The 26,037-nt window shown below is 53.4% G+C and carries 34 protein-coding genes and 1 pseudogene; 29 read left to right on the forward strand and 6 right to left on the reverse strand.

Annotated features, from left to right (window positions below):
- Positions 1–20: 20 nt before the first annotated feature.
- The 5 genes from CD000_RS00350 to CD000_RS00365 all read left to right on the forward strand — a co-directional run bounded on the left by CD000_RS00350 (position 21) and on the right by CD000_RS00365 (position 3,430).
- The gene (locus CD000_RS00350; RefSeq protein ID WP_096226205.1) at positions 21–1,244 is read left to right on the forward strand and encodes an NAD(P)/FAD-dependent oxidoreductase; all 1,224 of its coding nucleotides are present in this window, start codon (positions 21–23) and stop codon (positions 1,242–1,244) included.
- Between the two features lie 119 nt (positions 1,245–1,363).
- Positions 1,364–1,867 carry an NUDIX domain-containing protein gene (locus tag CD000_RS00355; protein WP_011232422.1) on the forward strand — a complete coding sequence of 168 codons (504 nt, stop codon included), beginning with the start codon at positions 1,364–1,366 and terminating at the stop codon, positions 1,865–1,867.
- 124 nt (positions 1,868–1,991) lie between these two features.
- Positions 1,992–2,129, forward strand: coding sequence for a YuiA family protein (locus CD000_RS18360; protein WP_011232421.1), 138 nt, complete (start codon positions 1,992–1,994; stop codon positions 2,127–2,129).
- 126 nt (positions 2,130–2,255) lie between these two features.
- On the forward strand, positions 2,256–2,579 hold the full coding sequence (locus tag CD000_RS00360) for a YuiB family protein (RefSeq protein ID WP_013144344.1): 324 nt from the start codon (positions 2,256–2,258) through the stop codon (positions 2,577–2,579).
- Between the two features lie 212 nt (positions 2,580–2,791).
- Positions 2,792–3,430: a 3D domain-containing protein gene (locus CD000_RS00365; protein WP_096224636.1), complete on the forward strand. Its 639-nt coding sequence runs from the start codon at positions 2,792–2,794 to the stop codon at positions 3,428–3,430.
- 17 nt (positions 3,431–3,447) lie between these two features.
- Here CD000_RS00365 and CD000_RS00370 read toward each other — a convergent pair whose 3' ends face one another.
- The gene (locus CD000_RS00370) at positions 3,448–4,257 is read right to left on the reverse strand and encodes a cobalamin-binding protein (protein ID WP_096224637.1); all 810 of its coding nucleotides are present in this window, start codon (positions 4,255–4,257) and stop codon (positions 3,448–3,450) included.
- Between the two features lie 184 nt (positions 4,258–4,441).
- Between CD000_RS00370 and CD000_RS19505 the strand changes: the two are divergent.
- The 3 genes and pseudogenes from CD000_RS19505 (at position 4,442) to CD000_RS00385 (ending at position 7,075) form a co-directional block, all read left to right on the forward strand.
- Positions 4,442–5,152, forward strand: a pseudogene (locus CD000_RS19505) (M17 family peptidase N-terminal domain-containing protein).
- Between the two features lie 285 nt (positions 5,153–5,437).
- A complete protein-coding gene (locus CD000_RS00380) occupies positions 5,438–6,058 on the forward strand; it encodes a DUF47 domain-containing protein (RefSeq protein WP_011232416.1) in 621 nt (206 codons plus the stop codon).
- 18 nt (positions 6,059–6,076) lie between these two features.
- Positions 6,077–7,075 (forward strand): inorganic phosphate transporter, encoded by a 999-nt coding sequence (locus CD000_RS00385; RefSeq protein ID WP_011232415.1) that lies wholly within the window; start codon positions 6,077–6,079, stop codon positions 7,073–7,075.
- A gap of 109 nt (positions 7,076–7,184) precedes the next feature.
- On the opposite strand, the gene CD000_RS00390 is transcribed toward CD000_RS00385, so the two are convergent.
- Positions 7,185–7,790, reverse strand: a complete 606-nt coding sequence (locus CD000_RS00390) for a biotin transporter BioY (RefSeq protein ID WP_011232414.1) — start codon at positions 7,788–7,790, stop codon at positions 7,185–7,187.
- A 173-nt stretch (positions 7,791–7,963) separates the two neighbouring features.
- Here CD000_RS00390 and CD000_RS18615 point away from each other — a divergent pair, with 173 nt between their 5' ends.
- Positions 7,964–8,122, forward strand: a complete 159-nt coding sequence (locus tag CD000_RS18615) for a hypothetical protein (protein WP_011232413.1) — start codon at positions 7,964–7,966, stop codon at positions 8,120–8,122.
- Positions 8,123–8,381: 259 nt separating this feature from the next.
- Positions 8,382–8,597, forward strand: coding sequence for a hypothetical protein (locus CD000_RS18365; RefSeq protein ID WP_158225527.1), 216 nt, complete (start codon positions 8,382–8,384; stop codon positions 8,595–8,597).
- Here the strand turns inward: CD000_RS18365 and CD000_RS00400 are convergent.
- On the reverse strand, positions 8,586–8,936 hold the full coding sequence (locus CD000_RS00400; protein ID WP_096224639.1) for a YuzC family spore coat inner layer protein: 351 nt from the start codon (positions 8,934–8,936) through the stop codon (positions 8,586–8,588). The genes CD000_RS18365 and CD000_RS00400 overlap by 12 nt on opposite strands.
- Between CD000_RS00400 and CD000_RS00405 the strand changes: the two genes are divergently transcribed.
- From CD000_RS00405 to CD000_RS00455, 11 genes are all read left to right on the forward strand, one after another.
- The gene (locus CD000_RS00405; protein ID WP_096224640.1) at positions 8,935–9,186 is read left to right on the forward strand and encodes a hypothetical protein; all 252 of its coding nucleotides are present in this window, start codon (positions 8,935–8,937) and stop codon (positions 9,184–9,186) included. The two genes, CD000_RS00400 and CD000_RS00405, sit on opposite strands and share 2 nt — an antisense overlap.
- Positions 9,187–9,332: 146 nt before the next feature.
- The gene (locus CD000_RS00410) at positions 9,333–11,729 is read left to right on the forward strand and encodes a Na+/H+ antiporter subunit A (protein ID WP_096224641.1); all 2,397 of its coding nucleotides are present in this window, start codon (positions 9,333–9,335) and stop codon (positions 11,727–11,729) included.
- The gene (locus tag CD000_RS00415; protein ID WP_096224642.1) at positions 11,722–12,138 is read left to right on the forward strand and encodes a Na(+)/H(+) antiporter subunit B; all 417 of its coding nucleotides are present in this window, start codon (positions 11,722–11,724) and stop codon (positions 12,136–12,138) included. The genes CD000_RS00410 and CD000_RS00415 overlap by 8 nt, the downstream gene beginning before the upstream one ends.
- Entirely contained in the window at positions 12,139–12,480 is a 342-nt protein-coding gene (locus CD000_RS00420) for a Na(+)/H(+) antiporter subunit C (protein WP_033010707.1), read from the forward strand.
- Positions 12,473–13,945 carry a Na+/H+ antiporter subunit D gene (locus CD000_RS00425; RefSeq protein WP_096224643.1) on the forward strand — a complete coding sequence of 491 codons (1,473 nt, stop codon included), beginning with the start codon at positions 12,473–12,475 and terminating at the stop codon, positions 13,943–13,945. The genes CD000_RS00420 and CD000_RS00425 overlap by 8 nt, the downstream gene beginning before the upstream one ends.
- A gap of 6 nt (positions 13,946–13,951) precedes the next feature.
- A complete protein-coding gene (locus CD000_RS00430) occupies positions 13,952–14,428 on the forward strand; it encodes a Na+/H+ antiporter subunit E (RefSeq protein ID WP_096224644.1) in 477 nt (158 codons plus the stop codon).
- On the forward strand, positions 14,425–14,706 hold the full coding sequence (locus tag CD000_RS00435) for a Na(+)/H(+) antiporter subunit F1 (RefSeq protein ID WP_063164881.1): 282 nt from the start codon (positions 14,425–14,427) through the stop codon (positions 14,704–14,706). Before CD000_RS00430 ends, CD000_RS00435 begins: the two co-directional genes overlap by 4 nt.
- A 22-nt stretch (positions 14,707–14,728) precedes the next feature.
- Positions 14,729–15,052, forward strand: coding sequence for a monovalent cation/H(+) antiporter subunit G (mnhG, locus tag CD000_RS00440; RefSeq protein WP_050368719.1), 324 nt, complete (start codon positions 14,729–14,731; stop codon positions 15,050–15,052).
- 166 nt (positions 15,053–15,218) lie between these two features.
- Entirely contained in the window at positions 15,219–15,839 is a 621-nt protein-coding gene (gene kapD / locus CD000_RS00445; RefSeq protein WP_096224645.1) for a 3'-5' exonuclease KapD, read from the forward strand.
- Positions 15,840–15,909: 70 nt separating this feature from the next.
- Positions 15,910–16,125: a hypothetical protein gene (locus CD000_RS00450; protein ID WP_033010715.1), complete on the forward strand. Its 216-nt coding sequence runs from the start codon at positions 15,910–15,912 to the stop codon at positions 16,123–16,125.
- Between the two features lie 80 nt (positions 16,126–16,205).
- A complete protein-coding gene (locus CD000_RS00455) occupies positions 16,206–16,706 on the forward strand; it encodes a superoxide dismutase family protein (RefSeq protein ID WP_369806589.1) in 501 nt (166 codons plus the stop codon).
- 143 nt (positions 16,707–16,849) lie between these two features.
- On the opposite strand, the gene CD000_RS00460 is transcribed toward CD000_RS00455, so the two are convergent.
- Complete coding sequence (locus tag CD000_RS00460) at positions 16,850–18,010, reverse strand: MalY/PatB family protein (RefSeq protein WP_096224647.1); 1,161 nt, start codon at positions 18,008–18,010, stop codon at positions 16,850–16,852.
- A gap of 83 nt (positions 18,011–18,093) precedes the next feature.
- Between CD000_RS00460 and CD000_RS00465 the strand changes: the two genes are divergently transcribed.
- The 4 genes from CD000_RS00465 to yugI all read left to right on the forward strand — a co-directional run bounded on the left by CD000_RS00465 (position 18,094) and on the right by yugI (position 20,556).
- Complete coding sequence (locus CD000_RS00465; RefSeq protein ID WP_063164886.1) at positions 18,094–18,360, forward strand: DUF1871 family protein; 267 nt, start codon at positions 18,094–18,096, stop codon at positions 18,358–18,360.
- Between the two features lie 55 nt (positions 18,361–18,415).
- The gene (locus CD000_RS00470; RefSeq protein ID WP_096224648.1) at positions 18,416–18,916 is read left to right on the forward strand and encodes an Lrp/AsnC family transcriptional regulator; all 501 of its coding nucleotides are present in this window, start codon (positions 18,416–18,418) and stop codon (positions 18,914–18,916) included.
- Positions 18,913–20,085: an aminotransferase gene (locus CD000_RS00475; protein WP_015375710.1), complete on the forward strand. Its 1,173-nt coding sequence runs from the start codon at positions 18,913–18,915 to the stop codon at positions 20,083–20,085. Before CD000_RS00470 ends, CD000_RS00475 begins: the two co-directional genes overlap by 4 nt.
- 105 nt (positions 20,086–20,190) lie before the next feature.
- Positions 20,191–20,556 carry a S1 domain-containing post-transcriptional regulator GSP13 gene (yugI, locus tag CD000_RS00480; protein WP_011232398.1) on the forward strand — a complete coding sequence of 122 codons (366 nt, stop codon included), beginning with the start codon at positions 20,191–20,193 and terminating at the stop codon, positions 20,554–20,556.
- A 103-nt stretch (positions 20,557–20,659) separates the two neighbouring features.
- Here yugI and CD000_RS00485 read toward each other — a convergent pair whose 3' ends face one another.
- On the reverse strand, positions 20,660–20,893 hold the full coding sequence (locus tag CD000_RS00485) for a DUF378 domain-containing protein (RefSeq protein WP_011232397.1): 234 nt from the start codon (positions 20,891–20,893) through the stop codon (positions 20,660–20,662).
- Positions 20,894–21,042: 149 nt separating this feature from the next.
- Here CD000_RS00485 and CD000_RS00490 point away from each other — a divergent pair, with 149 nt between their 5' ends.
- From CD000_RS00490 to CD000_RS00500, 3 genes are all read left to right on the forward strand, one after another.
- Positions 21,043–22,206 carry an iron-containing alcohol dehydrogenase gene (locus CD000_RS00490; RefSeq protein WP_011232396.1) on the forward strand — a complete coding sequence of 388 codons (1,164 nt, stop codon included), beginning with the start codon at positions 21,043–21,045 and terminating at the stop codon, positions 22,204–22,206.
- 513 nt (positions 22,207–22,719) lie between these two features.
- A complete protein-coding gene (locus CD000_RS00495; RefSeq protein ID WP_096224649.1) occupies positions 22,720–24,069 on the forward strand; it encodes a glucose-6-phosphate isomerase in 1,350 nt (449 codons plus the stop codon).
- 245 nt (positions 24,070–24,314) lie between these two features.
- Positions 24,315–24,719: a YugN-like family protein gene (locus CD000_RS00500; RefSeq protein ID WP_033010726.1), complete on the forward strand. Its 405-nt coding sequence runs from the start codon at positions 24,315–24,317 to the stop codon at positions 24,717–24,719.
- Here CD000_RS00500 and CD000_RS00505 read toward each other — a convergent pair.
- On the reverse strand, positions 24,716–25,711 hold the full coding sequence (locus CD000_RS00505; RefSeq protein ID WP_096224650.1) for a potassium channel family protein: 996 nt from the start codon (positions 25,709–25,711) through the stop codon (positions 24,716–24,718). The genes CD000_RS00500 and CD000_RS00505 overlap by 4 nt on opposite strands.
- Before the next feature lie 111 nt (positions 25,712–25,822).
- Here CD000_RS00505 and CD000_RS00510 point away from each other — a divergent pair, with 111 nt between their 5' ends.
- Positions 25,823–26,011, forward strand: coding sequence for an H-type small acid-soluble spore protein (locus CD000_RS00510; RefSeq protein ID WP_013144368.1), 189 nt, complete (start codon positions 25,823–25,825; stop codon positions 26,009–26,011).
- Positions 26,012–26,037 lie beyond the last annotated feature (26 nt).

Raw genomic sequence — 26,037 nt, forward strand, 5'->3', positions numbered from 1 at the left:
AAAAAATGAAAAAGGTGGAAGTGATCCAGGTGAGAAAACCAAACGTTGTCATTTTAGGCGCTGGCTATGGCGGGTTGATGACGACCGTTCGCCTGCAAAAGCTCATCGGCGTGAACGAAGCGAACATTACGCTCGTAAACAAGCACGATTACCATTATGAGACGACATGGCTTCATGAGGCATCGGCTGGGACGCTGCATCATGACCGCGTTCGCTATCCGATCAGCGATGTCATCGACCGGAACAAAGTGAAATTCATCCAAGATACGGTGACGAAAATCATTCCAAACGAAAAGAAAGTGCTGCTTGAAAACGGCGAGCTGACGTACGATTATCTCGTCATTGCCCTTGGGTTTGAATCAGAAACGTTCGGCATCAAAGGGTTGAAGGAATACGCATTTTCGATCGCCAATGTCGCCGCCGCGCGGCAAATCCGCGAACATATCGAGTACCAGTTTGCGACGTACAACGCAGAAGAGGAAAAGAAAGAGGAGCGATTGACAATCGTCGTCGGCGGGGCGGGATTTACCGGCATTGAATTTTTAGGCGAGCTCGCCAACCGGATGCCGGAGCTGTGCCGCGAGTATGACATCGACCCGCACAAAGTGCGCATTATTTGCGTGGAGGCGGCGCCAACGGCGTTGCCGGGCTTCGATCCGGAGCTCGTCGAGTACGCGGTCAGCCAGCTTGAGCGCAAAGGAGTCGAGTTTCGAATCGGCACGGCGATTAAGGAATGCACGCCGGATGGCATCATTGTCGCTAAAGGTGATGATGTCGAGGAAATTAAAGCCGGCACGGTCATTTGGGCGGCCGGCGTGCGCGGCAGCCGCGTCATCGAGGAATCTGGGTTTGAAGCGGCGCGGGCGCGCATTAAAGTGGACCCGTACTTGCGTGTCCCGGGGCACGAAGACATTTTCGTCGTCGGCGACTGTTCGCTCGTGATTGATGAAGAAACGAACCGCCCGTATCCGCCGACGGCGCAAATCGCCATGCAAGAAGGCCAGCTGTGCGCGAAAAACTTGGCGGTGCTCATCCGTGGACAAGGGGAGCTGGAGCCGTTTAAGCCGGATATTAAAGGGACGGTTTGCTCGCTCGGCCATGATGATGCCATCGGCGTCGTGTTCGGCAAAAAGCTGTGGGGCGCCAAAGCGAGCTTCATGAAAAAAGTGATTGACAACCGCGCCCTGTATTTGATCGGCGGTTCGTCGCTTGTGATGAAAAAAGGCAAATTTAAATTTTTCTAATCGATTCAAAAAGCTCCCGTGATGGCGGGAGCTTTTTGTATGGCAACGAAACAGGGATCCGCCGCTCGATTGTCGAAATACAAACGGTGCATAACGATAGGGAGAAAAGGATGAGGACGATGGACAACAAACGAGGAAACGTTTGGATTGCGGCGGCCGGACTGGTCATAAACGAGAATGGGGAATGGCTCGTTGTCAAGAAAAAATACAGCGGGCTAAAAGGCAAATGGTCGCTGCCGGCCGGGTTCGTCCAGCCGGGGGAAATGCTCGATGAGGCGGCGGTTCGGGAAGTGAAGGAAGAAACGGGGATCGACGCCGAACCGGTCGCGCTTCTTGGCTTGCGCACCGGCGTCATCGCTGGGGAGATCAGCGACAATATGGCGATTTTTCTGTTGCGCCCGCTCTCGCGCGACATCGTCGTGCAGACGGATGAGCTGTATGCCGCCGCGTTTTTAAGCAAAACGGCGCTTCAGAATGATCCGAACACATCAGGCTTGCTTCGCTATTTGTTGGCGCTCGAGCCGCTTGATTCCCTTTCGCTGCATGACGGACTCAATCCCGGCGATCCGTTCGGCTACACGAAATACCGCCTTTACTTTGAATCATCAAAATTGAAAGAATAGTCAATAAAATAAAAGCGATCGAAAGATGTATCCGCTTACACGAACGAAAATGGGGGAGAATCGCTGTTTGTTTTTACAGAAAATTTTGATATATTAACAAAAAAAGAAACGGAGGGGAACATCGATGACAAAAACATTGACAATGAACGACTGCCCGTACTGCGAGGGGCATGGATACGTTCAGCTGCTTTTGGGCGGATCGGAAACGTGCTACAGTTGCCAAGGAACGGGAAGCGATCACGAAGAGGATGACGATCATTGACGTTCGTCTGAAGACATGAAACATCGTTTGGAAACAATCAGGCGATCATGAAGAAGAGAACGAACATTGACGGTCATCCGCCCGATCCAGTACACTGAAAACGGGTGTACGGGAGGTGAAGGGCGGATGCAAATGAGTTTGCCGGTTGTTTTGATTTCGATGGTATTGTTTTTCGTTTTGTTTTTTGGCATTGGTTTTTTGTTGAACATGATTTTGCGCATGACGTGGATTTTGGCGGTCTGCTTTCCGTTGATTGCGGTTTTCATTATTGATGATGTGCCGTTGACGCGCTATTTCACCGCGCCGTCCGAGGCGTTCGCCGCGCTCGGCCGGAAAATCGCTTCGCTGGCGGCGGCGGATCTGTTGATTTTGTCAAGCGGATTTGCCGGCGCTCTTTGCGCCGGATGGGCGATCCGCACGCTGCGGGCGAAAGGGTATCAAATGTTTTAAAGCGTCTCTGCCTTGGGCAGGGGCGTTTTTTTTTGTGAACAGCGCTGATGAGCGCCCGAGCGGATCACAACGTCGGTTAAAACGCACAAGCTTTGCGCTCGGGTTTCACAATGAGGCTGTTCATGGACGGTTTTTTCGTTTTTTGTCTCATTCGCAATGAATATTTCGATTTTGGATGGAGATAAATAGAGGTGTGAGAGGAGTTGAGAGCATTGAATGGGTTTAGGCAGTTCGTGCGCCGAACCGCGATGACGCTGCTGTTTTTGGCGGCGCTCTTGGCGACATTCGAGTCCGTTTCCGGGGTTGACGCGAAGACGGTTCTCCATCCCTTTCCGAGCGCTTTATCGATGGATCATCAGCCCGTCTGGGGAATGAAAGAGCTCGCGAAAAACGGGGGCCGCTCCGTTTTGCGGCTTGAGGATCATTTTGACTGGTCAAAATATCCATCCGTTGAAGTGGTCGCCACCGGCTATACAGCCGGCATTGAATCGACCGGGAAAACGCCCGATCACCCTGAGTATGGCATCACGTACTCCGGCGTCCGCGTCAAGCGCGACCTTTATTCGACGATTGCTGCCGATTTATCGATCTTTCCGATCGGCACGATTTTGTTCATCCCCGGATACGGGTTCGGCGTCGTCGCCGACAAAGGCGGGGCGATCAAAGGCCATCGTCTTGATTTATATTACGAAACCGTAGAAGATGTCTATAAATATTGGGGAAAAAGGAAAGTGCAAGTTTACATTATCCAAAAAGGGGACGGCAAGCTGTCAGAAGAAGAGTTGAAGCGGCTGAACGAAGATGAAACGATGCAAGTGTTCCGGCAGCAATATTTGGAATCGAAAAGTTAAAGGAGGGCTCCCGCCCGTCAGCCGCCAAGGAGCGGATCGCTGTCGTCAGCGGGAGGAAACAGCGCCGGATGCAAAAGCGGCGCCAATTTTTTTAATCCGACCAAGAGGCGCGGAGACGGACGGCAATAGAGCGATTCTTCCAAAATATGGATGTTCCCAGTGCGGACCGCCTCGGCCTGTTGGGCATTCGGGCGCGCCGTGACGGCTTTCGGGCTCATTTTTTTTGTCTGCACGCCGACCCAAACGAGCAAGATGTGCGACGGATTGCGGGCGAGAACGTCGTCCCATTCCGTTTGAACGCTCGCTTGCGGGATGTCGGAGAAAATGTTGCGCCCGCCGGCGAGCTCACTTAGTTCGCTCAGCCAGTTGGCGCCGCCCGGTGTGAAGATCGGCCGCGGCCACCATTCCCAATAAAGGCGGGACGGTTCAGCCGATGCGGCCCGCTCGCGATGCCAATCAAGCACGTCATGATAGCGGCGGACGAGTTCGACCGCTTTTTTCGTTTCGCCAAGCGCCTCGCCAAGCCGAAGAAGGTCGTTGGCAATGTCATCGAGCGAATTCGGCGCCAGCACGAGATGCGGGAGCCCGCGCCGTTTGAGCTCCTCGACGTTGCGCTCCATGCCGGGCACGCTTAGGGATGCGACGACGAGATCCGGTTTGAGCGCCTCGACTTGATCCATATCAATGCGCAGATCCGGCCCGACTTTCGGCAGCTGCTTCACTTCCGGCGGCCAGTCGGACGAATCATCGACGGCGGCGACATCGTCAAGGCGGCCGAGATAGGCGAGCAGTTCGGTGTTGCTTGGACAAAGGGAAACGATTCTCATCAGCGTCGGTCCTTTCTAAATCGTCGTGATGATTACGGATTCGCCTTGCCCTGCGTGATTTCCTGTCCGTTTCAGCTGATTTTTTTGCATGAACGCAAGGAGAGAAAAGTTAGATAGTCGAAAGAATCGCTTTGCTTCGCTATAATGAAGGTGGGAATGAATCAACATGGAAAGGGATGAGACGATGTTTACGGTAAAACCTTTGCCGTCGGCAGAGGAACGGGATGAAGCGCTTGTCATCGGTTTGTTTGAAGGGGCGAATTCATCGAGCGGCCTTGCCGGCGAATACGATGCCCGTCTTGGCGGACGGCTGTCGGAACTGCAGAAAGAAGGCGATATTTCCGCGAAGCGGGGGCGCATCGCCACCGTTTATCCATTTTTGCCGATGGGGGCGAAGCGGCTGTATTTCGTCGGTCTCGGAAAAAAAGAAGAGTTGACGTTTGAGCGGCTGCGCGAGGTGTTCGGCAAGCTGTTTCGCACGTTGAAGCAGGCGAAGCGGACGAAAGCGGCGGTCGCGCTGGACACGTTTACGACCGAGGCCGTCGATGGAAACGAAGCGGCGCACGCCTTGGCGGAAGCCTATCATTTGGCGACGTATGAATTCCCTGGGTATAAGCAGAAAAAGTCAGAACCGGACTACCAGCTCGAATCGCTCATCGTCTACACGGCGGCCGAAGCGGCGGAAATTGAAGCGAGCTTGTTTGTCGGCTCCGGGGCGGGAAGGACACGCCATTATGGGCGGGGCGTTCATCGGCGAATTTGCGGAAGATACGCCGTGGGTGCATTTGGATATCGCCGGCACGGCCGCCACAAAGAAAGACGCGACCTCGGTCCGGCTGGGGCGACAGGCGTGATGGTGCGCACGCTCACCGCGTTTGTCGAGCGGTTTGAATAAAACGAACGCCGGCAGGCTGATCGACAGGCGCTGCCTTGGCGCAGAGGCGCCCAGTGTGAGGGCGGGGTATGCCGGCAGCGAACGAGCCGAAGCGGACGTGCATAGCTTCGGCTTTTGTTTGGCACGCTTTGGCACGCTACTATAGTACATAGCAGGAAAAGCGAACAGAATGTAAATGTAGTGTAAATTTCATGTAAAGTTTTTTTGTTGTCTTATGGTAAATGATGTGTAAATTGTTACAATAAGTAGCGGTGATTTTGATTTCGCAAATGGAGGGTGTCTGATATGATTTTTTCACCGAAAAAAGACGTTTTCTTCGACATGTTGTTTACGATTTCGGAAAATGTGAAGGAAGCGGCGCAATATTTTGTCGAGTATAAAATTCAAAGCGTAAGCGACTTGAAAGAATTTGCCCGCGTCATGAAAGAGTACGAACGAAAGGGCGATTCATTCATCCATGAACTGGTCGTCCAATTGAACAAAACGTTCATTACGCCGATCGAGCGGGAAGACATCCACCAGTTGGCGATGAAAATGGACGATGTGCTTGACGGATTTGAGCAATGTTCAGCGCGGTTTGAAATGTTTTCGTTCACGGACATCGATGAACATATGGTGAAGTTTTTTGACTATATTTATCAAAGCACGATTGAAATTGTTCACGCCCTCGAACTGCTTGCGAACAAAAAATTGCTCGATATGCGCCAACATGCCATTAAAATCAAGGACTATGAAACGAAGTGCGACGAAATTTTGCGCGCGTCGATCAAAAACTTGTTTGTGACGCAAAAAGACCCGATTAAAATCATTCAATACAAAGAGCTTTACGAAATGTTGGAAGAGATTGCCGACAGTTGTGAAGATGTCGCCAATACGTTAGAGACGATTATCATGCGCAACGCATAAAAAGGGGACGCTGTGTTTATGGATACGATCCTGATTTTAACGATCTGCATCGTCATTTTCGCATTGGCGTTTGACTTTATCAACGGCTTTCACGATACGGCCAACGCCATTGCCACATCGGTGTCGACAAGGGCGCTCACGCCGCGTCAAGCCATTATTTTGGCTGCGACGATGAACTTTATCGGCGCGCTCACCTTTACCGGCGTCGCAAAAACGATTACGAAAGACATTGTCGACCCGTTTGCGCTAGAAAATGGACCACTCATTATTTTAGCAGCGTTGACATCAGCCATTGCCTGGAATTTGATCACGTGGTATTACGGCATCCCGAGCAGCTCTTCGCACGCGATCATCGGTTCGGTCGCCGGAGCGGCGATTTCCGCGGCTGGGGTTGGGATTTTGAATTACGGCGGGTTTTTGAAAATTTTACAATCGCTGATTCTTTCCCCGTTTTTGGCGTTAGGGGTCGGCTTTATCATTATGAGCATTTTTCGTTTTATCTTTAAAAACGCCAACTTATACAGCACGACGAGGGGCTTTCGGATGTTTCAAATTGTGACCGCGGCGTTTCAGGCGTATACGCACGGAACAAACGACGCTCAAAAAGCGATGGGGATCATCACGATGGCGTTAATCGCCGGCGGATACCACGCGACGACCGACATTCCTGAATGGGTGCGCATTTCTGCCGCCTTGGCCATGGGATTGGGAACGGCTGTTGGTGGGTGGAAGATCATTAAAACGGTCGGCGGAAAAATTATGAAAATTCGTCCGATCAACGGAGCGGCGGCTGATTTGTCGTCCGCACTCGTCATTCTTTCAGCGACGATGTTCCACTTGCCAGTCAGCACGACGCACGTCATTTCCTCGGCCATCATGGGGGTCGGCGCCGCCCAACGGGTGAAAGGCGTCAAATGGGGCGTCGCTCGCCGCATTGTGCTGACATGGATCATCACCTTGCCGGTGTCAGCGTTGATTGCGGGGTTTGTGTACCAGGTTCTCCGTTTATTTTTCTAACGAATGAAAGAGGGTGTCCCAACAGATCGGGACACCCTTTCTTATTGTTTTTCCTATGTTGTGTTTTGTTTAAGGAAAATTTCCCTTTTGGGTCAGACTCTTTTCGTGTTTAGGCCGCCGAACGGTCCGCGGCGGAGGAGCGTCCGATCGCCCGGCAAATCCTTGGGGCGATCAAGCCGGCGACGATCGACAACAAAATGTCTTTTGGCAGCGGGGCAAGCATCCAGCCCCACACCATGCCGTACGAAAGCCCTTCCGGCGCTTCCGCCCATAGTTTGTACGCCATGTACATCCAGTTTGTGCCGATGACATAGTTGATGACCATGCCAACGAGTGCGGCGGTGACGAAACGAGCTTTTGACGCCGGCTGCGGGCCGCGGTTGATGACCCATCCGGTCGCATAAGCGGCAACGATAAACGAAAGAATGAAGCCAAATGTCGGTTGGAAAATCATCGACAGTCCGCCGTTGAATTTGGCAAACACCGGCACGCCGGCGAGGCCGACGAGCATGTACACAATCATCGCCACCGCACCGAGCCGCCGCCCGAGCACCGCTCCGGCCAAGACGCAGAAAAACGTCTGCAGCGTAATGGGAACACCGCCGACGACAAGAAACGGCGCCCACGACGTAATGTTCGCCCCGATCGCCATCAAGGCGACGAACATGGCGGCGAGCGTCATGTCAATCGGTCGAAGTGAAGTCCGTCCTTCCATATGTAAACCCCCTTTTTTTGCCCGTTAACAAAATCGTACCGAACAACCGCTAGGCTGTCAATCCTCTTTTTTTCGGCGGATGATAAAGCGGCTTGGGGGGATGATAAGAAAAACGACTCCTCGAGCGCTTCATGCGGACAACGCGGCGAGGAGCGTGAAAGGAGGTCTTGTCAATGGATCGGTTCGTGCCGGATGAGGAACTGAAGCGGGCGAGCAAAATGGGGGCGAACGAAGACATCATCCATACAAGCAAACACGACGACGGCTACGATTTGCGCACCCCGGCGGAAATCGGGGCTCGGCAGCCGACGGATGAAAACGGCAATGCGTAAAAGAAGGGGTGCGGATGGACGGGATCTTTTTCGTCTACATGTTTGAAGAACAAGTGTTGCGCTTTTTAGACTACAAGGCGGTTAAGCTGACGATGTTGACTTCGTTGGCCTCGATCCTTGTCGGGGCTATCATTTATCAGCGCACGCAATCGAATGCGCCATGGAAACGGAAGAGACCGGCGAGTTCGCCGAGACATTGGACGGGGATGGGACGATCGCCGTCTTTTTTCGTTGACGAACGCCGGGGCAAGAATCGTTTTTGTGTGAAACCGGTTTTTGGCGCGGCAAGACGCCGACGACAGCCCGCTTCCAGCGTCCCGGGCGGAAGCGGTGTTATCGCATCGGGCGCGGCGCCTTTGAACGGGTGGCCGCTCATCGTCCAATGGCGGCCAACGTGATGAGTGCGAAAAGCGGCGGTTCGCCAACCATTTCCCCGTTTCGCCTGCCGCCGCGATGGCGAAGGCTATCGGTGTGAAGGCGGAAACACGTTCCAGCGCAAGCCGACAACGAGCTGGCAGCACGGGAATGTGCCGGGCGGCGACAGCGTCAGGCGGATGCCGTCGGGATTAAAATACACTTCAGTTTGCGAGCGGATGCCGAGCGAGCGGATGAGGCGCTTCACTTCCTCCGTTTTTCCTTCTTGGGCGGCGGACATGATCGTGGCGGCAAACGAGCGCGATTCGGCCAGCCTTTTTAAAATGACTCCAGCATCGTTCATGAGCGTCTGGGCGGTGGCGGCCGATTGGGAGAAGATGGCGGGGTCGACCGACGGGTACGGCCTTGCCCATGCCGCAGGGGGCAGGAAATAAACCATGGGCTTGCTCCTCCTTTCCTGCGTGATTACTACTTATTTATACTCGTTGCGCTGTAAGCCGGTGCCATGGAAGACCGGTGAAAAAGGCTGCCGCGCCCCAATCAGCGGCATTTCACCGAAAAAGAAAACGGGATTCACCATGCTTTTTAATGCAAAAAGCGGCTGGGACCAGCAGCATGTTTCACTAAATCACCTGCTCGATCGAAACGATGCGATTGGCGATTGGCAGCGTAAGGGGAAACTTTTTTAGGAATTTTTCGTATACAGATAGGCGGCGAAAGTCTGGCTTGATTTTCAGCAGACCGTTGTGCCGACAGAGGCGGGAGTTTATGATACAATACGAAGTAGGATAAGCGGGGCGATGTGAGGGGAAACAATAGGGAAGGAGGATGGTTTATGTTAAACTTGGCAATTGTCTCACCACTGATTTATGCTTTATTCGTTCCGTTTTTGTATAAATATGTGCGTTCGATTCATACCGGATGGTTTGTGCTCCCACTACCGGTCTTATTGTTTTTATATTTTATTCAACATCTCCCTCTTACCCCCTACGGACAAACGATCCCTTGGATTCCGTCTCTAGGAATGGATTTTCAAGTCTATATGGATGGGTTAGGGCTGCTCTTTTCGTTGCTAATCACAGGGATCGGTTCTCTTGTCGTGCTGTATTCGACTTACTATTTGCCAAAGGAAAAGGAAAAACTCGGCCACTTTTACGTGTATTTGCTTTTGTTTATGGGAGCGATGCTTGGCGTCGTTCTTTCGGACAACGCAATGGCGCTCTATCTATTTTGGGAATTGACATCGTTTTCATCCTTTTTATTGATTGGCTACTGGAATGAGCGTGAACGCTCGCGGTATGGGGCGCAAAAATCGATGCTCATCACCGTGCTTGGCGGGTTGTCTTTGCTTGGAGGATTTTTATTGCTTTCGGTCATGAGTGGAGGGTCGTACAGCATTCGCGATTGGATGGCTATGGCGGATGCGTGGCCGCAACATCCGTTATTTTTTCCGGCGATGCTCTTGATTTTGCTTGGCGCGTTTACCAAATCCGCGCAGTTTCCGTTTTACATTTGGCTTCCGGACGCGATGGAAGCGCCGACGCCGGTCAGCGCGTATTTGCATTCGGCCACCATGGTGAAAGCCGGCATTTATTTAGTGGCTCGCTTCACTCCGATTTTTGCTGTTTCTTCGCTATGGGTTTGGTTGGTGATGGGCATTGGAATGGCGACGCTTTGTTGGGCATCGTTTCATGCCGCTCGCCAAACAGATTTGAAAGGATTGCTCGCCTATTCGACGGTGAGCCAGCTCGGGTTGATTATGTCGCTGCTTGGCGCTGGAGCGCTGGCTTTTCATGGCGATCCGGGCGATCGTCGTTTATATATGGCGGCCGTGGTGGCAGCAGTGTTTCACTTAATCAACCATGCGACGTTTAAAGGAAGCTTGTTTATGGCTGCCGGCATTGTCGATCATGAGACCGGGACGCGGGATATCCGGCGTCTTGGCGGGCTGCTCAGCGTTATGCCCGTCACGTTTACCGTTGCGGTCATCGGTTCATTGTCGATGGCAGGTGTGCCTCCGTTTAACGGATTTTTAAGCAAAGAAATGTTTTTTGCGGCCATGGTGCAGGTGGCGAACGCCCATTTGTTTTCGCTTGATGTCTGGGGGATCTTGTTTCCGGTGCTCGCTTGGGTGGGCAGCGTGTTCACCTTTTTGTACAGCCTTCTTTTTGTTGGGAAAACGTTTCTTGGCGCTCCGAGGCCTTCGGAATGGCCGAAACGGCCGCATGAAGCCCCGGTGGGGATGCTTGTGGCGCCGGTGGTGCTGGCCGTCCTTGTCATCGGTTTTGGACTGTTTCCGAATGTGTTGTCCAACACGGTGATTGCTCCGGCGGTGGATGCTGTTGTTAACGGCTTGTTCCGTCGGGAAGGGCTTTCCGTGCACATTAGTCATTGGCACGGATGGACGGCCGAAGTGTGGATGACGATCGGAGTGATTGTCCTTGGCGTGTTGCTATATCGGAAGTTTGATTCATGGAGGCGCGTGTACGGCGCGTTTTCGCAGCGGCTTTCACTGAATCACTTATATGACACGGTCGTGCGGCAGATGGAAGAGCAGTCGTATTCGCTGACAAGCCGTTACATGACCGGGTATGTTCGGACGTATTTCTTGTATATTTTGTCCGTAATGATCGCGCTGCTTGTCGCAACGATTGTTTTGAAAGTAGATGGAAGGCTCTCGCTAAGCCATTTAGCGGAAGTGGGCATCCATGAACTGATATTGGCGTTGGTCGCCTTGATCGGAACAGCGACGACTGTGGCGGCCAAATCACGTCTTGTTGCGATTATCGCGTTAGGTTCGGTCGGCTATACGGTTTCCCTTTTCTTTGTGTTGTTCCGGGCGCCTGACTTGGCATTGACCCAGCTTGTCATTGAAACGATTTCTGTTTCGCTGTTTTTGCTTTGCTTCTATCATTTGCCGAAGCTCAGCCACCATGAGAAAGGCGTTCGATTCCGGCTTGGGAACGCTCTTATTTCGCTTGGCGTCGGCGCGTTGGTCAGCGTGATCGCCTTGTTGGCGTACAGTGAGAAAAACTTTGCCTCGATTGCTCAATACCATATTGAAAACGCGTATGAAAAAGCGGCTGGAAAAAATATTGTCAACGTGATCTTAGTCGACTTCCGCGGATTTGATACACTTTTTGAAATTTGTGTGCTGGCGATCGCGGCGCTCGGCATTTACGCTTTAGTGAAGCTGAAAGCTCCGAAAGGGGAGAGCGGCAAATATGAATGAGCTCATTTTGCGCACGGTAACGGCCGTTGTCACGTTTATGATCATTTTATTTGGGATTCGGCTTTTTTTTGCCGGCCACTATTATCCAGGCGGCGGATTCATTGCCGGCCTCGTTACCACCGGCGCCATTATTTTGCTGCTGCTGGCGTTTGACATCAAAACCGTCCGGTCGATGATCCCGGTTTCGTATCGCACGCTCATTGGCATCGGGCTGTTGTTTGCCTTAGGAACAGGTCTTGGCGGCTTAGTCTTCGATGTCCCGTTTTTAACGCACGCCCACGGCCATGTCATGCTGCCGCTGCTTGGGGATGTGTCGCTCCATACGGCCGTCTTGTTTGACTTAGGAGTGTATTTGGTCGTTGTCGGGGTCACCATGACGATTATCGAAACGATAGGAGAGGAAGAATAAATGGAAGTCGTCATGATTATTGTCATCGGCTGTTTGTTTGCCGGCGCCACGTACTTAATGTTAAGCAAAAGTTTGCTTCGGATCATTATCGGCACGGGATTGCTAAGCCATGGAGCGCATTTGCTTTTATTGACGATGGGAGGATTGAAAAAAGGAGCGCCGCCGCTGCTTGACGTGCAGGCGGAACATTATGTCGACCCTGTTCCGCAGGCGCTGATTTTGACGGCGATTGTCATTAGTTTTGGGGTCACGGCGTTTTTGCTCGTTTTGGCGTATCGTTCTTATCAGGAGATCGGGACGGACAACATTGAACGGATGAGGGGAAAGGAAGACCATGACTAATGCCGTAATTTTTCCGATTGCGATTCCATTGACGACAGCAGTTCTCTTGATGTTTTGCGTGAAATCATTGAGAGCGCAAAAAATGATTTCCCTCGTGTCAGCAGGGGCGCTCATCGCTGCGGGCGCTTGGCTTGTGCGTCTTGTCGACCATGAAGGGATGCAAAAGCTCGACGTCGGAAACTGGCCGGCGCCGTTTGGGATTACGCTCGTCTCCGACATGCTTTCAGCGCTGTTGGTGTTGACAACGAGCGTGATCGCGCTCGCTTGCCTGCTGTATTCCTTTTTCACGATTGACGCGAAGCAGGCGTCCATGTACTACTATGTTTTTTTTCAGTTTCTCATTGTTGGAGTGAACGGGGCGTTTACGACAGGGGATATTTTTAACTTATTCGTGTTTTATGAAGTGATGCTCATGTCATCGTATGCGCTCCTCGTTCATGGCGGTACGAAAATCCAGCTTCAGGAAACGATGAAATATATGGTGATCAACGTGTTTTCATCAGCGTTGTTTGTCATCGCTGTCGGCTATTTGTACGCCGTGACCGGCACATTGAATATGGCGCACTTAGCCGTACGGATTTCTGGAGCGGAAAACACCGCCGTGTTGACGGTTATTTGTTTGCTTTTTCTCATTGTCTTTGGGTTAAAGGGGGCGCTGTTTCCATTTTATGTTTGGATGCCGGGGGCTTATTCCGCTCCGCCGGCGGCGGTGCTCGCGTTGTTTGGCGGCTTATTGACAAAAGTCGGCGTGTATTCGATTTTGCGCACATTTTCGCTCATTTTCCGTCAAGATGTCGGCTATACGCATACGATTTTAGCGTGGTTGGCGATCGCGACCGTTGTGTTTGGCGTCATTGGCGCCGTGGCTTACCGCGATATGAGGCAAATCGCCATTTATAACATTGTGGCGGCCATCGGTGTGATGGCGTTTGGCATTTCGTTAATGACAGAAGAAAGTATGGAAGGCACGATCTTTTACTTGCTGCAAGACATGGTCATGAAAACGGCGCTCTTTTTCATTGTCGGGGCGATTGCGTATGTTGCGGGAACGAATCAACTCGGGCGGTTTAGCGGACTGCTCGGTTCGTATCCGCTGCTTGGCTGGGCTGTATTCCTTTCCGCTCTTGCGCTAGGCGGCATTCCTCCGTTCAGCGGGTTTATCGGAAAAGCGCTCATTATTCGGGCGGCGTTTGAAAAAGGACAGCTTCTGTTCGCGCTGGTTGTGTTATTATCCAGCTTGCTCGTGCTTTATTCGGTGATGAAAATTTTTATTCAATCTTGTTGGGGAGAAGCGCGCGGGTATGAGCAAAAACGAGTCGTCCCGCTGTATGTGCCGATTGTCGCGCTTCTTTCCTTGGCCGTTTTATACGGCGTCGGGGCCGAGTTTGTTCGTCCATATATCGCCCAGGCGGCGGCGACGTTGGTGGACCCGTCAATGTATATTGAGTCCGTGCTGAAGGAGTAGAGGCAAATGGCGCAACAATTGCTGCTCAACGTGATATTGGCATTCGTTTGGATGTTTCTTGCTAATTCGTTTAGCGGATCATCGTTTGTCATTGGATATCTCCTTGGTTTAGGCATCCTTTTTGTGCTGCGAAGATATTTTTCGACAACGTTTTATGTCGTCCCGTTGTTTGTGATTGGAAAGCTGACGCTCATTTTCATCAAAGAATTGTTGTTGGCCAACTGGGCTGTTTTGAAGATTGTTCTTTCCCCGTCGCTGAACATGAAGCCTTGCATCTTCGCCCTTCCGCTCGAAGTGAAAAAAGACTGGGAAATTACGCTGTTATCCAACTTGATTACGTTGACGCCCGGGACGTTTGTGATCGACGTCTCTGATGACAAGAAAGAGATTTATATTCATACGATTGATGCTCCGGATGTGGATGGAGTGGTCCGGCAAATCAAGACATCGTTTGAAAAAACGATTTTGGAGGTGAGCCGATGACCGTGATGTTCTATATCGCCCTCGCTCTTTTGTCGCTCGCCATTGGCTGTTTCGTTTATCGGGTCGTCAAAGGACCGACCGTCGCGGATCGGGTCATTGCGCTTGACGCGATCGGGATTTGTCTGGCAGGCATTGTGGCGGTGCTGTCGATCTTGTTGGAGACGAGCGTGTTTTTAGAAATTATTTTGCTGATTGGAATTTTGGCGTTTCTTGGCACGGCGGCGTTTGCCAAGTTTTTGCAAAAAGGGGTTGTGATTGAACGTGACGGAAATCATTGATGGGTTGATCGTGTTGTTCGTCATGGCTGGTGCGCTGTTAACATTGATTTCGGCCATCGGCGTCCTCCGTCTTCCCGACGTCTATACGAGAAGCCATGCCATTAGCAAAAGCACGACGCTAGGGATGATTTTCATCTTAATGGGGACGTTATTTTACTTTTGGTTGAAGCACGATCATTTCAATTCCCGTTTGTTGTTGGCTATTGTCTTTCTGTTTTTAACATCCCCGGTGTCGGCTCATTTGATTAGCCGTGCGGCATACTACTCCGGCGTTCGACCGTGGGAAGGGACGGTTCGCGACGATTTGGCCGAACGGAGAGAGAATAGAACGAAAAGCGCAAAGTAGAGAAGAAATAGCGGGATGTCCTTTCGGTTTCTCCAGGCCACTCCGTTTTCACGGCATCCGCCCCTTTTTCGCCATTTTCTGAAAAAAGAAATAAACAATCGCTTTCCCGTGATATAATAATAGTAAGACGGACTGTGGCTGTGCGTCAGAAAGGGGGGAAGCGACGATGGACAGCCCGCAATATTTGTTTCTCGATTTTGAATTTACGATGCCGGAGACGAAAACAAACCCGAACGGGTTTTGCCCGGAAATTATTGAAGTCGGCCTTGTCGCGGTTGTTGACGATCAGATCATCGGCCAATTTTCTTCCTATGTGAAGCCGCTCCGCTTTCCGCAGCTCACGGAACGGTGCAAGTCGTTTCTCAACATCACCCAAGAACAAATCGACCGCGGAATGAGTTTTTATGAGCTGGTTTCCTTGCTTCGGCAATATGACCGCGAACGCCCGACGACAGTGATGACGTGGGGGAGCATGGATATGAAAGTGCTCCGGGAAAACTGCCAATCGGCGCGGGTGGAGTTTCCGTTCACCGGCGAACACCGCGATTTGGCGATGGAGTATAAACGTTTTTTTGGAAACAAAAACCAAACCGGATTGCGCAAGGCCGTACAAGAGTACGGGAACGAAGGGATTGGAAAAGCCCATTGCGCGCTCGATGACGCATTTACCGCGTATACGATTTTCCGGCTCGTTGAAAACGATAAAAAATATTTGGCGAAGACGAAGCCCACGACGATCGGGGAGCGGATCGATTTCACCCAGCTGAGGAAAAAGTTTGCGTTATAGCCGGCTGCGTTGGCAGCGGCTTTTTTATGCTATAATGATAGATGATTTTACGGCAGAAAGGTTGTTTGCGATGTGGCCATGGGTGTTGAACTTGTTTTTGTACTTTCCGGAAGACAAGCGTGAATACATTCCGGCGGCGATTTCCTTTGCCGTCTTTTTCTTGATGGCGGTGTTTACCATGCGGCTCATCGTCGTCATTTCCCGGCGTCAGGAGAAGGAGGCGAAGCAGCTGGAAGAACAGCTGCTCGGCAAACAGGACAGACAAAAACAGCCGCCGCATGTATAAACCGGCGCTTCCCCGGCAATAATGGCGGATAACGGATGTGAAGCTGGGGGGAGTTTGTGTTGCGTGGATCATATGCGATCATGTCCGCCGTGCTGCTCGTGTTGTCCGGCTGCGGGCAAGATGAAGGAACGAGCCGGACGGTGGAGATGATCAATGCGGACGGCGATCGGATCGGTACGGTGGAATTGACGGAGCTAGCCGAAGGAGTGCGGTTGAAGCTCGATTTGGAAGGGCTTCCGCCGGGAGAGCGTGCCATTCATATTCATGAAAAAGGGAGCTGCGAACCGCCCGATTTTCAATCGGCCGGCGGGCATTACAATCCCGATGGGAAAAAGCACGGGCTTCTCCACCCGGAAGGCGCGCATGCCGGTGATTTGCCGAACATTATTGTCAAAGACGACGGCACGGTCAACGTTGAACTGACGGCGCCAAACGTGACGTTACGGGAAGGGGAAAAAGGGTCACTGCTGACAAAAGACGGAACGTCGATCGTCATTCATGCGAAGAAGGACGACGGCATGACCCAACCGGCGGGGGATGCGGGCGGACGTATCGCCTGTGGGGAAATTAAATCATCGTAAACGCTCCCGTTTGCATTCATGTTTCGAAGCGGGAGCTTCCCGGCTTGAATGGCAAAAGGTGTCCCAAATCAGCAACGGGACACCTTTTTTGATGGGGTGGACCGAAAAAATGACCACCGCGTCCTATGCTGGATGGACGTGATTTAGCGCAGCGCCGTCGCCAGCCGCCGCAGCCCTTCCTCAAGCGTCGGGCGCGGGCAGGCGATATTCAAACGGATGAAGCCGACGCCTTCCTGGCCGAATTTGCTGCCGAACTCAACAGCGATTTTCCCTTTTTCCAGAAGCTGTTTTTTGAGTTCGGCTTCAGAAAGACCGAGGCCGCGGGCATCGATCCAGACGAGATACGTCGCTTCCGGGCGGATGGGGCGGAGGGCTGGAAGCTCGGCCGCCAAATAGGAGACAGTGGCGTCGATGTTTTGCTGCAAATACGCAAGCAAGGCGTCAAGCCACGGCCCGCCATGGCGGTAAGCCGCCTCCGCTCCGACGATGGCGAACGCATTCAGCGTAAAAAAGCCGTGCCGCTGCTGGACGCGGCGGAACGCCCGGCGCCGCGATTCGTCGGGAAGGATGACTTCCGCTGCCTGCAAACCGGCGAGGTTGAACGTTTTCGTCGGCGCCCGGAACGTGGCGCTTTGTCTTGCCAACTCCGGATGGAGCGAAGCGAACGGCACATGCCGATGCGGCGGGAACGTCAAATCGGCGTGAATTTCGTCGGAAAGGACGAAGACGCCGTGCTTCAGACACAGCTCCCCGAGCCGTTCGAGTTCTTCTGTTCTCCACGATTTGCCGCCCGGGTTATGCGGGTGGCAAAGAATGAGCAGCTTTGCTCCGGACAGGTTCCGCTCCAAGTCATCCCAGTCGATGACATAATTGTCTTCCGTCAAGCGAAGGGGGCTAAACACAAGCGCGCGGCCGTGGCGGCGGACGAGATCAAACAGCGGCCGGTAAACCGGGGAAAAGACAACGATGCGCTCTCCCGGCTCGGAAAACGCCTCAATGGCAGCGGCGACCGCCGGCACGACACCGTGGGCAAACGTGAGCCAACCCGGGTCGATGCTCCACCCGTGGCGGCGCTGAAGCCATTCGCACACCGCCTCGTTCAACGAATCAGGAATGACGGTGTAACCAAAAATCCCGTGTTCGATTCGCGCTTGCAGCGCGTCTTGCACCGCTTTAGGAGCCGGAAAATCCATATCGGCCACCCACATCGGCCATACATCTTCATACCCAAACACCCGCTTCGTATCATCCCATTTCACCGACTGCGTCCCTCGGCGGTCGATGACTTGGTCAAACGAAAACATCGCATGTTCTCCCTTCTTTTTTTTTGATCGATGGCTTATAATTGGTTATATCATACATCAAGAAAGAAGGTGGATGGCGGCGCATGAACGGACAACCGTTGAACCGGCTGCTTCTTGACACCATTCGCGCCTGGGATCCGTTCGGTTACGGAAACGACGCGTACGAGGTGGAGGCGATCGACGTGCTTCAGGCCGTATATGATACGGATGATGCCCGCGCGCTCGCTGCTCGCATTCTGTCCATATATGAATTCGCGTTTGACGCGGCAATTCCTTTTCGCGATTGCCTACAACTTGCCAGCCGGCTGCTCGAACTGAAACGAACGGCGTCTTGTTCGTTCCCGGCATGACGTTGATCAGACGGGCTGCCGGCTTAGCGAAACCGTTCAAGTGGAGGGATGTTCTGTGAAACTGAGCGATAAAGAGCTTGAAATTATCGAAATATTGGAAAAAGACGCGCGAACGCCGATCGATGTGCTGGCGAAGATGATCGATTTGCCGGTCGAGGAAACGGAAGCATTGGTTCGAAAGCTGGAAGAGGCGAAAGTGATCGTGCAATATACGGCGCTCATTGACTGGCGGAAGGCGGACGGACGCGAAGGGGTGACGGCGATGATCGACGTCAAGGTGACCCCGAAGCGCGGCGTCGGCTTTGACGAGGTGGCGGAACGCATTTACCGATTCCCGGAAGTGAAATCGGTGTACTTAATGTCCGGCGCCTACGACTTATCGGTCGTGATCGAAGGGCGTTCGATGGCGGAAATCGCCCAATTTGTTTCCGAGAAGCTGTCGACGCTCGATTCTGTCATTTCAACGACGACCCATTTCATTTTGAAAAAATACAAACACGATGGCATCGTCTTTGACCAAGGAGATCAAGATCGCCGCATCGTGGTGTCGCCATGAAGCCGCAAACGAGAAAAACGTACGTGTCCAAGACGGTTGCGGGCTTGAAGCCATCCGGCATCCGCCGCTTTTTCGACCTTGCTTCCAGCATGGACGGCGTCATTTCGCTCGGCGTCGGCGAGCCGGATTTTGTCACGTCCTGGAGCATTCGCGAAGCGAGCATTTTGTCGCTCGAGCAAGGCTATACGTCGTATACGGCCAACGCCGGGCTCTTGGAGCTCCGCCAAGAAATCGCCGCTTATTTGCGCCGCAAGTTTCATGTCGACTACTGTCCGGAGACAGAAATTTTAGTGACGGTCGGGGCGAGCCAGGCCATCGACTTGGCGCTTAGGGCGATCATCAACCCGGGCGATGAAGTGATCATCGTCGAACCGAGTTTTGTCGCCTACGAGCCGCTTGTCGTGCTCGCGGGCGGGAAACCGGTGGCCGTTTGCACGTCTGGCGAAGACAAGTTTCAGCTCAATCCGGTGCACCTTGAACGGGCGATCACCGAGCGGACGAAGGCGGTCATCATCTGCTCGCCGAACAACCCGACCGGAACGGTGCAGAGCCGCACGGAGCTTGAAGCGATCGCCCGTCTGGCTGAGGCGCATGACTTGCTCGTCATTGCCGATGAAATTTACGCCGAGCTGACGTATGAAGGAGAGTACACGAGCATGGCCGCTGTTAGCGGCATGCGCGAGCGGACGATTTTGATTTCCGGTTTTTCCAAAGGGTTTGCGATGACCGGTTGGCGGCTCGGGTTTGCGGCAGCGCCTGACGAGATTTTGCAGGCGATGTTGAAAATCCATCAGTATGCCATGATGTGCGCGCCGACGATGGCGCAATATGGGGCGCTTGAGGCGCTTCGCAGCGGAGAGCGCGATGTCGCCGAGATGCGCAACAGCTACCGGCGGCGGCGCAACTATTTCGTCGCCTCGCTCAATGAAATCGGGCTGCCGTGCCATTTGCCGGGCGGCGCGTTTTACGCCTTCCCATCCATCAAGCCGACCGGTTTGACGTCGGAGCAGTTTGCTGAGCGGCTGCTCATCGAAGAAAAAGTAGCGGTCGTCCCCGGCAACGTCTTCGGCCAAAGCGGGGAAGGCTATATCCGCTGTTCATACGCTTCATCGCTCGAACAGCTGCAAGAAGCCATTAAGCGAATGAAACGGTTTTTGGCGCGCCTGTAACTGGGGATGTTCCGCCGTCGGCGGGACATCTTTTTTTGGGGTTTGCTGTCGGTCTATGTTATAATACAGAAACATAGACGAAATTCATCAATAGGAGTGTTTCGCTTGTCAACGATCAAACGAGGAGCGATCGTGAAAGGGAAGGTGACGGGCATTCAGCCGTATGGCGCGTTCGTCCAGCTTGAGGACGGCATGCAAGGGCTGATCCATATTTCTGAAATTTCCCATCAATTTGTGAAAGATGTGCGCGATTACGTCCATGTCGGGGATGAAGTGACGGTCAAGGTGTTGGACGTCGATCGAAAGGCGAGGAGGGCGAGCCTGTCCCTAAAGGCGCTTGAACCCGCCGAGGAAAAGGAAAAACGCCATATGCGCATGAAAATGCCGCTCAAGTCGGGGTTTCGCCCGTTGAAGGAAAAACTGCGCGAATGGATTGAGCAGTCCAAGAAAGAAGATGGACCGAAACCATAAGAACCCTGCCGCCAAGCGGCGAGAGTCCATGACGCTTTTGGGCCGGGAGAGGCGCAAAAAGAAGACACCCACCGCCAAGCGGTGCGTGTCCCTTTGTGTTTCATTATGTGCGCGATGTCTTTGGCTCGGTGCGCCCAAGTTCTTCGGCCGGTTTAAATAAAAGCGCCAAGTTGATCAAGCCGGCGATGCCGACCAAGCTGTAGATGATGCGCGACCAAACGGAGTCTTGGCCGCCGAAAATGGCGGCGACTAAGTCAAATTGGAAAAAGCCGATCAGTCCCCAGTTAATGGCGCCGATAATGGTCAACAATAGCGCAATGCGCTGCAATGCTCCCATCTTGTTTGCCTCCTTTGGAAAATTTCTTTTCAACTTATAGGATGAATCGCAGTCGTGAAAAATATGCATCGTTTGCCGCCAAAGCAGTTAGCTTTTACAACCGGTGGCAGGCGCTGCCATAATAGATTCAGGAAAAGGAGGGCATCCATATGCAAGAGTTTATTTTCCGCAACCCGACGAAACTGATTTTCGGAAAAGGGCAGCTCGAACGGCTCAAAGAAGAAGTGCCGCGCTACGGCAAGAAAGTGCTGCTCGTGTATGGCGGCGGCAGCATCAAACGAAACGGATTGTATGAGGAAGTCATGAAGATATTGGGGAATATTGGCGCCGAGGTCATCGAACTGCCAGGCGTCGAACCGAACCCGCGCGTCTCGACCGTAAGAAAAGGGGTGGACATTTGCAAGCGGGAAGGCGTCGAATTTTTGCTGGCGGTTGGCGGCGGCAGCGTCATCGACTGCACGAAAGCGATCGCCGCCGGGGCGAAATTCGATGGCGATCCGTGGGAGTTTATCACGAAAAAAGCGCCCGTCACCGGCGCCCTGCCGTTTGGCGTCGTCTTGACGCTGGCGGCGACCGGGTCGGAGATGAATTCTGGTTCGGTGATCACAAACTGGGAGACGAAAGAAAAATACGGCTGGGGCAGCCCGTTTACGTTCCCGCAATTTTCGATTTTGGATCCGACGTATACGATGACCGTTCCGAAAGACCATACGGTTTACGGCATTGTCGATATGATGTCGCATGTGTTTGAGCAATATTTCCACCATACGCCGAACACGCCATTGCAAGACCGGATGTGTGAAGCGGTGTTGAAAACCGTGATCGAAACGGCGCCCAAACTGATCAACGATTTGGAAAACTACGAGCTGCGCGAGACGATCATGTACTCGGGCACAATCGCCTTAAACGGCTTCTTGCAAATGGGCGTCCGCGGCGACTGGGCGACGCACAATATTGAGCATGCCGTTTCCGCCGTGTATGACATCCCGCACGCCGGGGGATTGGCGATTTTGTTCCCGAACTGGATGAAGCATGTGCTCGATGAAAATGTCAGCCGTTTCGCCCAGCTCGCGGTGCGCGTCTTTGATGTCGATCCGGCGGGCAAATCGGAGCGGGATGTGGCGCTTGAAGGCATCGAGCGGCTGCGCGAGTTCTGGTCGAGCCTCGGGGCGCCGTCGCGGCTTGCGGACTATGGCATCGGCGAGGAAAACTTGGAGCTGATGGCCGATAAAGCGATGGCGTTTGGCGAGTTCGGCCGTTTCAAAACATTGAACCGCGATGATGTGCTCGCCATTTTGCGCGCTTCCCTGTAATGAGGCGATGCGGCGGTTTCGCGAATCAATCGATGATGGCGCCGGCTCGGCGACGGAATCTGCCTGAGCTGGCGCTTTTCCTATTTTCTTGGTTTGCCTGGGTGCGCTCCCAATCCCGCAGGACGGCGGAAAGGGAGGAGGGCGCGAAAAACAGCCGCCTCGCCCGAATCCATGGTTCTCGAATGAGGAAAAAGCACAACGTTGATTACGTTTCTTGAGGCGAGCAGCCTGAGCCCCTAGAAGGCTGGTGAAAAACGAGTTTTGTTCCCAAATCGGCGACGTTTCATCAGGAAAGAAGACGAACTTCACAAGGTTTCTCTAATTGAAAAATGGTTGGGATAAGCTGTCTTTTTCGTTGCATCACCATCCCTCCAGGTGTCACGCAAGGAAATCGGCGCGGCGAACATGGCGAAAAATGAATCCGTTTCCAAAAAAGGTGGGCTGCTTGATTTCCCTTGTTTATTCCGCTAAAGTGAAAGAAGACAATGATTCTTGAAGGGGAGGCGGAAATCGATGACCCACATTCGCTTTGACTATTCCAAAGCGCTCGCCTTTTTTGGCGAACATGAGCTTACATACTTGCGTGATGCCGTGAAAGTCGCGCATCATTCGCTTCATGAAAAAACCGGTGTTGGAAGCGACTTTTTAGGCTGGCTTGACTGGCCGGTCGACTATGACAAAGAAGAATTCGCACGCATCAAGGAGGCGGCGAAAAAAATCCAATCGGACTCTGATGTTCTTGTCGTCATCGGCATCGGCGGCTCGTACCTTGGCGCGCGGGCGGCGATCGAGATGCTGCACCATTCGTTTTACAACGCCTTGCCAAAAGAAAAGCGGAAAACGCCGCAAATCATTTTTGTCGGCAACAACATCAGCTCGACGTATATGAAAGATGTCATCGATTTCTTGGAAGGGAAAGACTTCTCGATCAACGTCATTTCCAAATCGGGGACGACGACCGAGCCGGCGATCGCCTTCCGCATTTTCCGCAAGCTGCTTGAGGAGAAATACGGCAAAGAGGAAGCGCGCCGCCGCATTTACGCGACGACGGACAGCAAGCGCGGCGCGCTTCGGACGCTCGCCAATGAGGAAGGGTACGAGACGTTTGTCATTCCGGATGACATCGGCGGCCGCTACTCGGTGCTGACGGCGGTCGGGTTGCTGCCGATTGCCGCAAGCGGCGCGGACATTAACGCCATGATGGAAGGAGCGGCCAAAGCGCGTGACGATTTCAGCTCCTCGGAGCTTGAGGAAAACGCCGCTTACCAATACGCCGCCATCCGCAACATTTTGTACAACAAAGGGAAAACGATCGAGCTGCTCGTCAACTACGAACCAGCGCTGCACTATTTCGCCGAATGGTGGAAGCAGCTGTTCGGCGAAAGCGAAGGGAAGGATCAAAAAGGCATTTACCCGGCTTCCGCTGATTTCTCGACCGACTTGCATTCGCTCGGCCAATACATTCAAGAAGGGCGCCGCGATTTGTTTGAAACGGTGCTGAAGCTAGAAGAACCGCGCCATGAATTGGTCATCGAAGCGGAAGACAACGACCTTGACGGACTCAACTATTTGGCGGGAAAAACGGTCGATTTCGTCAACACGAAAGCGTTCGAAGGGACGCTGCTCGCCCATACGGACGGCGGCGTGCCGAACTTGGTCATCACCTTGCCGAAACTGGATGAGTACACGTTTGGCTATCTCGTCTACTTCTTTGAGAAAGCGTGCGCTATGAGCGGCTACTTGCTCGGGGTGAATCCATTTGACCAACCGGGAGTGGAAGCATACAAAAAGAACATGTTCGCCCTCTTGGGCAAGCCGGGGTATGAGCAGCTGAAAGAAGAGCTGGAAAAACGGCTGAAATGACAACGCGGTTCACCGCTGTCCGCCATGCTGCGACGCGTCCCAAACGGCGGAAAAAGCGCCTCTTCCCTTTTGCGAGGGAAGAGGCGTTTTTTTGGCCTGACCCCGTTGTGAACCAGCCGTTTGGCTGCTTAGCGCCCGGGCGCGGCTATATCGCCCCCTGCCGTTTTTCACCAGGCGTCTGAAGTCGCCGCGGGCAAATAATCCCCGCCGAACGGGAAACGATAAAAAAGAAGGAGGGGGTGTCTATGATTGAACTTCCGTCGCGTTTGGAAGGGAAGCAATTTCAGCTGTACCATTTGGAAGAGCAATTAAAACCACTCGGTTATGTGATCGGCGGCGGCTGGGATTACGATCACGGGTATTTTGACTACAAAATCGCCGACGACTTAGGTTACCAGTTTTTGCGCGTGCCGTTTCGGGCAGTCGACGGGCAGCTTGATTCGCATGGCACGACGGTGGAGCTTGGGCGGCCGTTTTTGCTTGCGCATAAATATCAACAAGGAATTGATGATTTCGCCGATGTGGGCAATGTGGGGGCGGCGTTCAACCAGTTTGCCGAACCGCAAGACCCGGATGCGACCGTACCCGAGCGATACATTTCCGTCGGAAAGGCGCTTGTCCAAGAACTGGAGCGCCGCCTGCTCGATTAAGGGGCAAGCGCGAACAGGCGGTCTCCTTCTTCAATGAGGCGCTGCGGCGAAACGGAAACGGTCCGGTTGTCGGCGCAGACGACGGCAAGCGCGGTGATGTGGCGCCCAAGCAGCCGTTGCTGCACGTCATGAAACGTCTGTCCGATGCATTCGGCATCCGGCTCAAGCAAGGAGAGCGTCTGCGTGCCCGAGCGGCTGAGCATCGCCGTAAGCGCGCCGGCGACGCCCGGGGAGCGGAGGCTGGCGGCCATGGCGAAACTCGCCAGCAAGTTCGTCTCAATCACCTCGTCGGCGCCGGCGCGGAAGGCGTTTGCGACGTTGCGCGCCGTTAAGATTTCGACGATGGCGTACACCGACGGGTTGAGGCTTTTGGCTGCCAGCAGCGTCACGATCGCGTCTTTGTCCGCTTCTGCCTCGGCTTTGTGCGGATTCGCAGTAATGAGCAAAAACCGCGCTTTTTGAATGTTCGCCTTCTCCAACACCGCATCATCGCCGGCTGCCCCTTTAATGAAATGAACGGGAACATCAGGGAGTGGGTGGGACGGCACGGTTGCGTCGATCAGCACAAAACGGAGCGACGGCTCGCGCCGGGCGAGGCGAAGCAGCACTTCCCGCGCCCGTTCGTTCCAGCCGACCACGATGGCGTGATCCTGGTCCCGATACTCAAGGCGCCCGCTTGTGCGCGCCGTTTCTTGGGCGGCGGCCGCCGCGGAGACGGAAGCGAAATAGGCGGTGAGAATGCCGGTGCCCAGTGCGATGAGCACGATGGCCGCCATCTTTCCAGCGACTGTTTTGGGCACGATGTCGCCGTAGCCGATCGTGGCCGCGGTCACAATCGCCCACCAAATGCCGTCAAACACGGTGCGGAACGTCTCCGGTTCAATGAGGCGCATGAGCGCGCCAAACAGCACGATCAACGCGCTTGCCGAGACAAACAGACGAAGCACGGGCGGCCAGCGCCAATACGATAACAGCACGTTCCTTGTTCTCATCGTCCACCCCTCTTTTGCTTTTGTCTTTTTTAGTGTGAGCCGTTTTTGCATAAACATTCCTGTTTTTTCCCATACTAGGAAACGGAACATCACAGAAAGGGGACAGTGGTCATGGATATGAACCGTGTCAAACAAATCGTTTCTTCCCCTGCCGATATCCCGGTATATTACAACGGCGTGTCGGTATGGATTGACGGGTATGATGAAGAAAAACAGACGGCGACCGTCCATTTGCGCGATGGCCGGCTTCATGAGCGCCGGGATGTGCCGGTTTCGGAATTGACGGAAGAGCGGGAGTGAAAAGGGGAGGCCGGCTGACAGTGCGG

Source organism: Geobacillus sp. FJAT-46040 (genome assembly GCF_002335725.1).
Classification (GTDB): domain Bacteria; phylum Bacillota; class Bacilli; order Bacillales; family Anoxybacillaceae; genus Geobacillus; species Geobacillus thermoleovorans.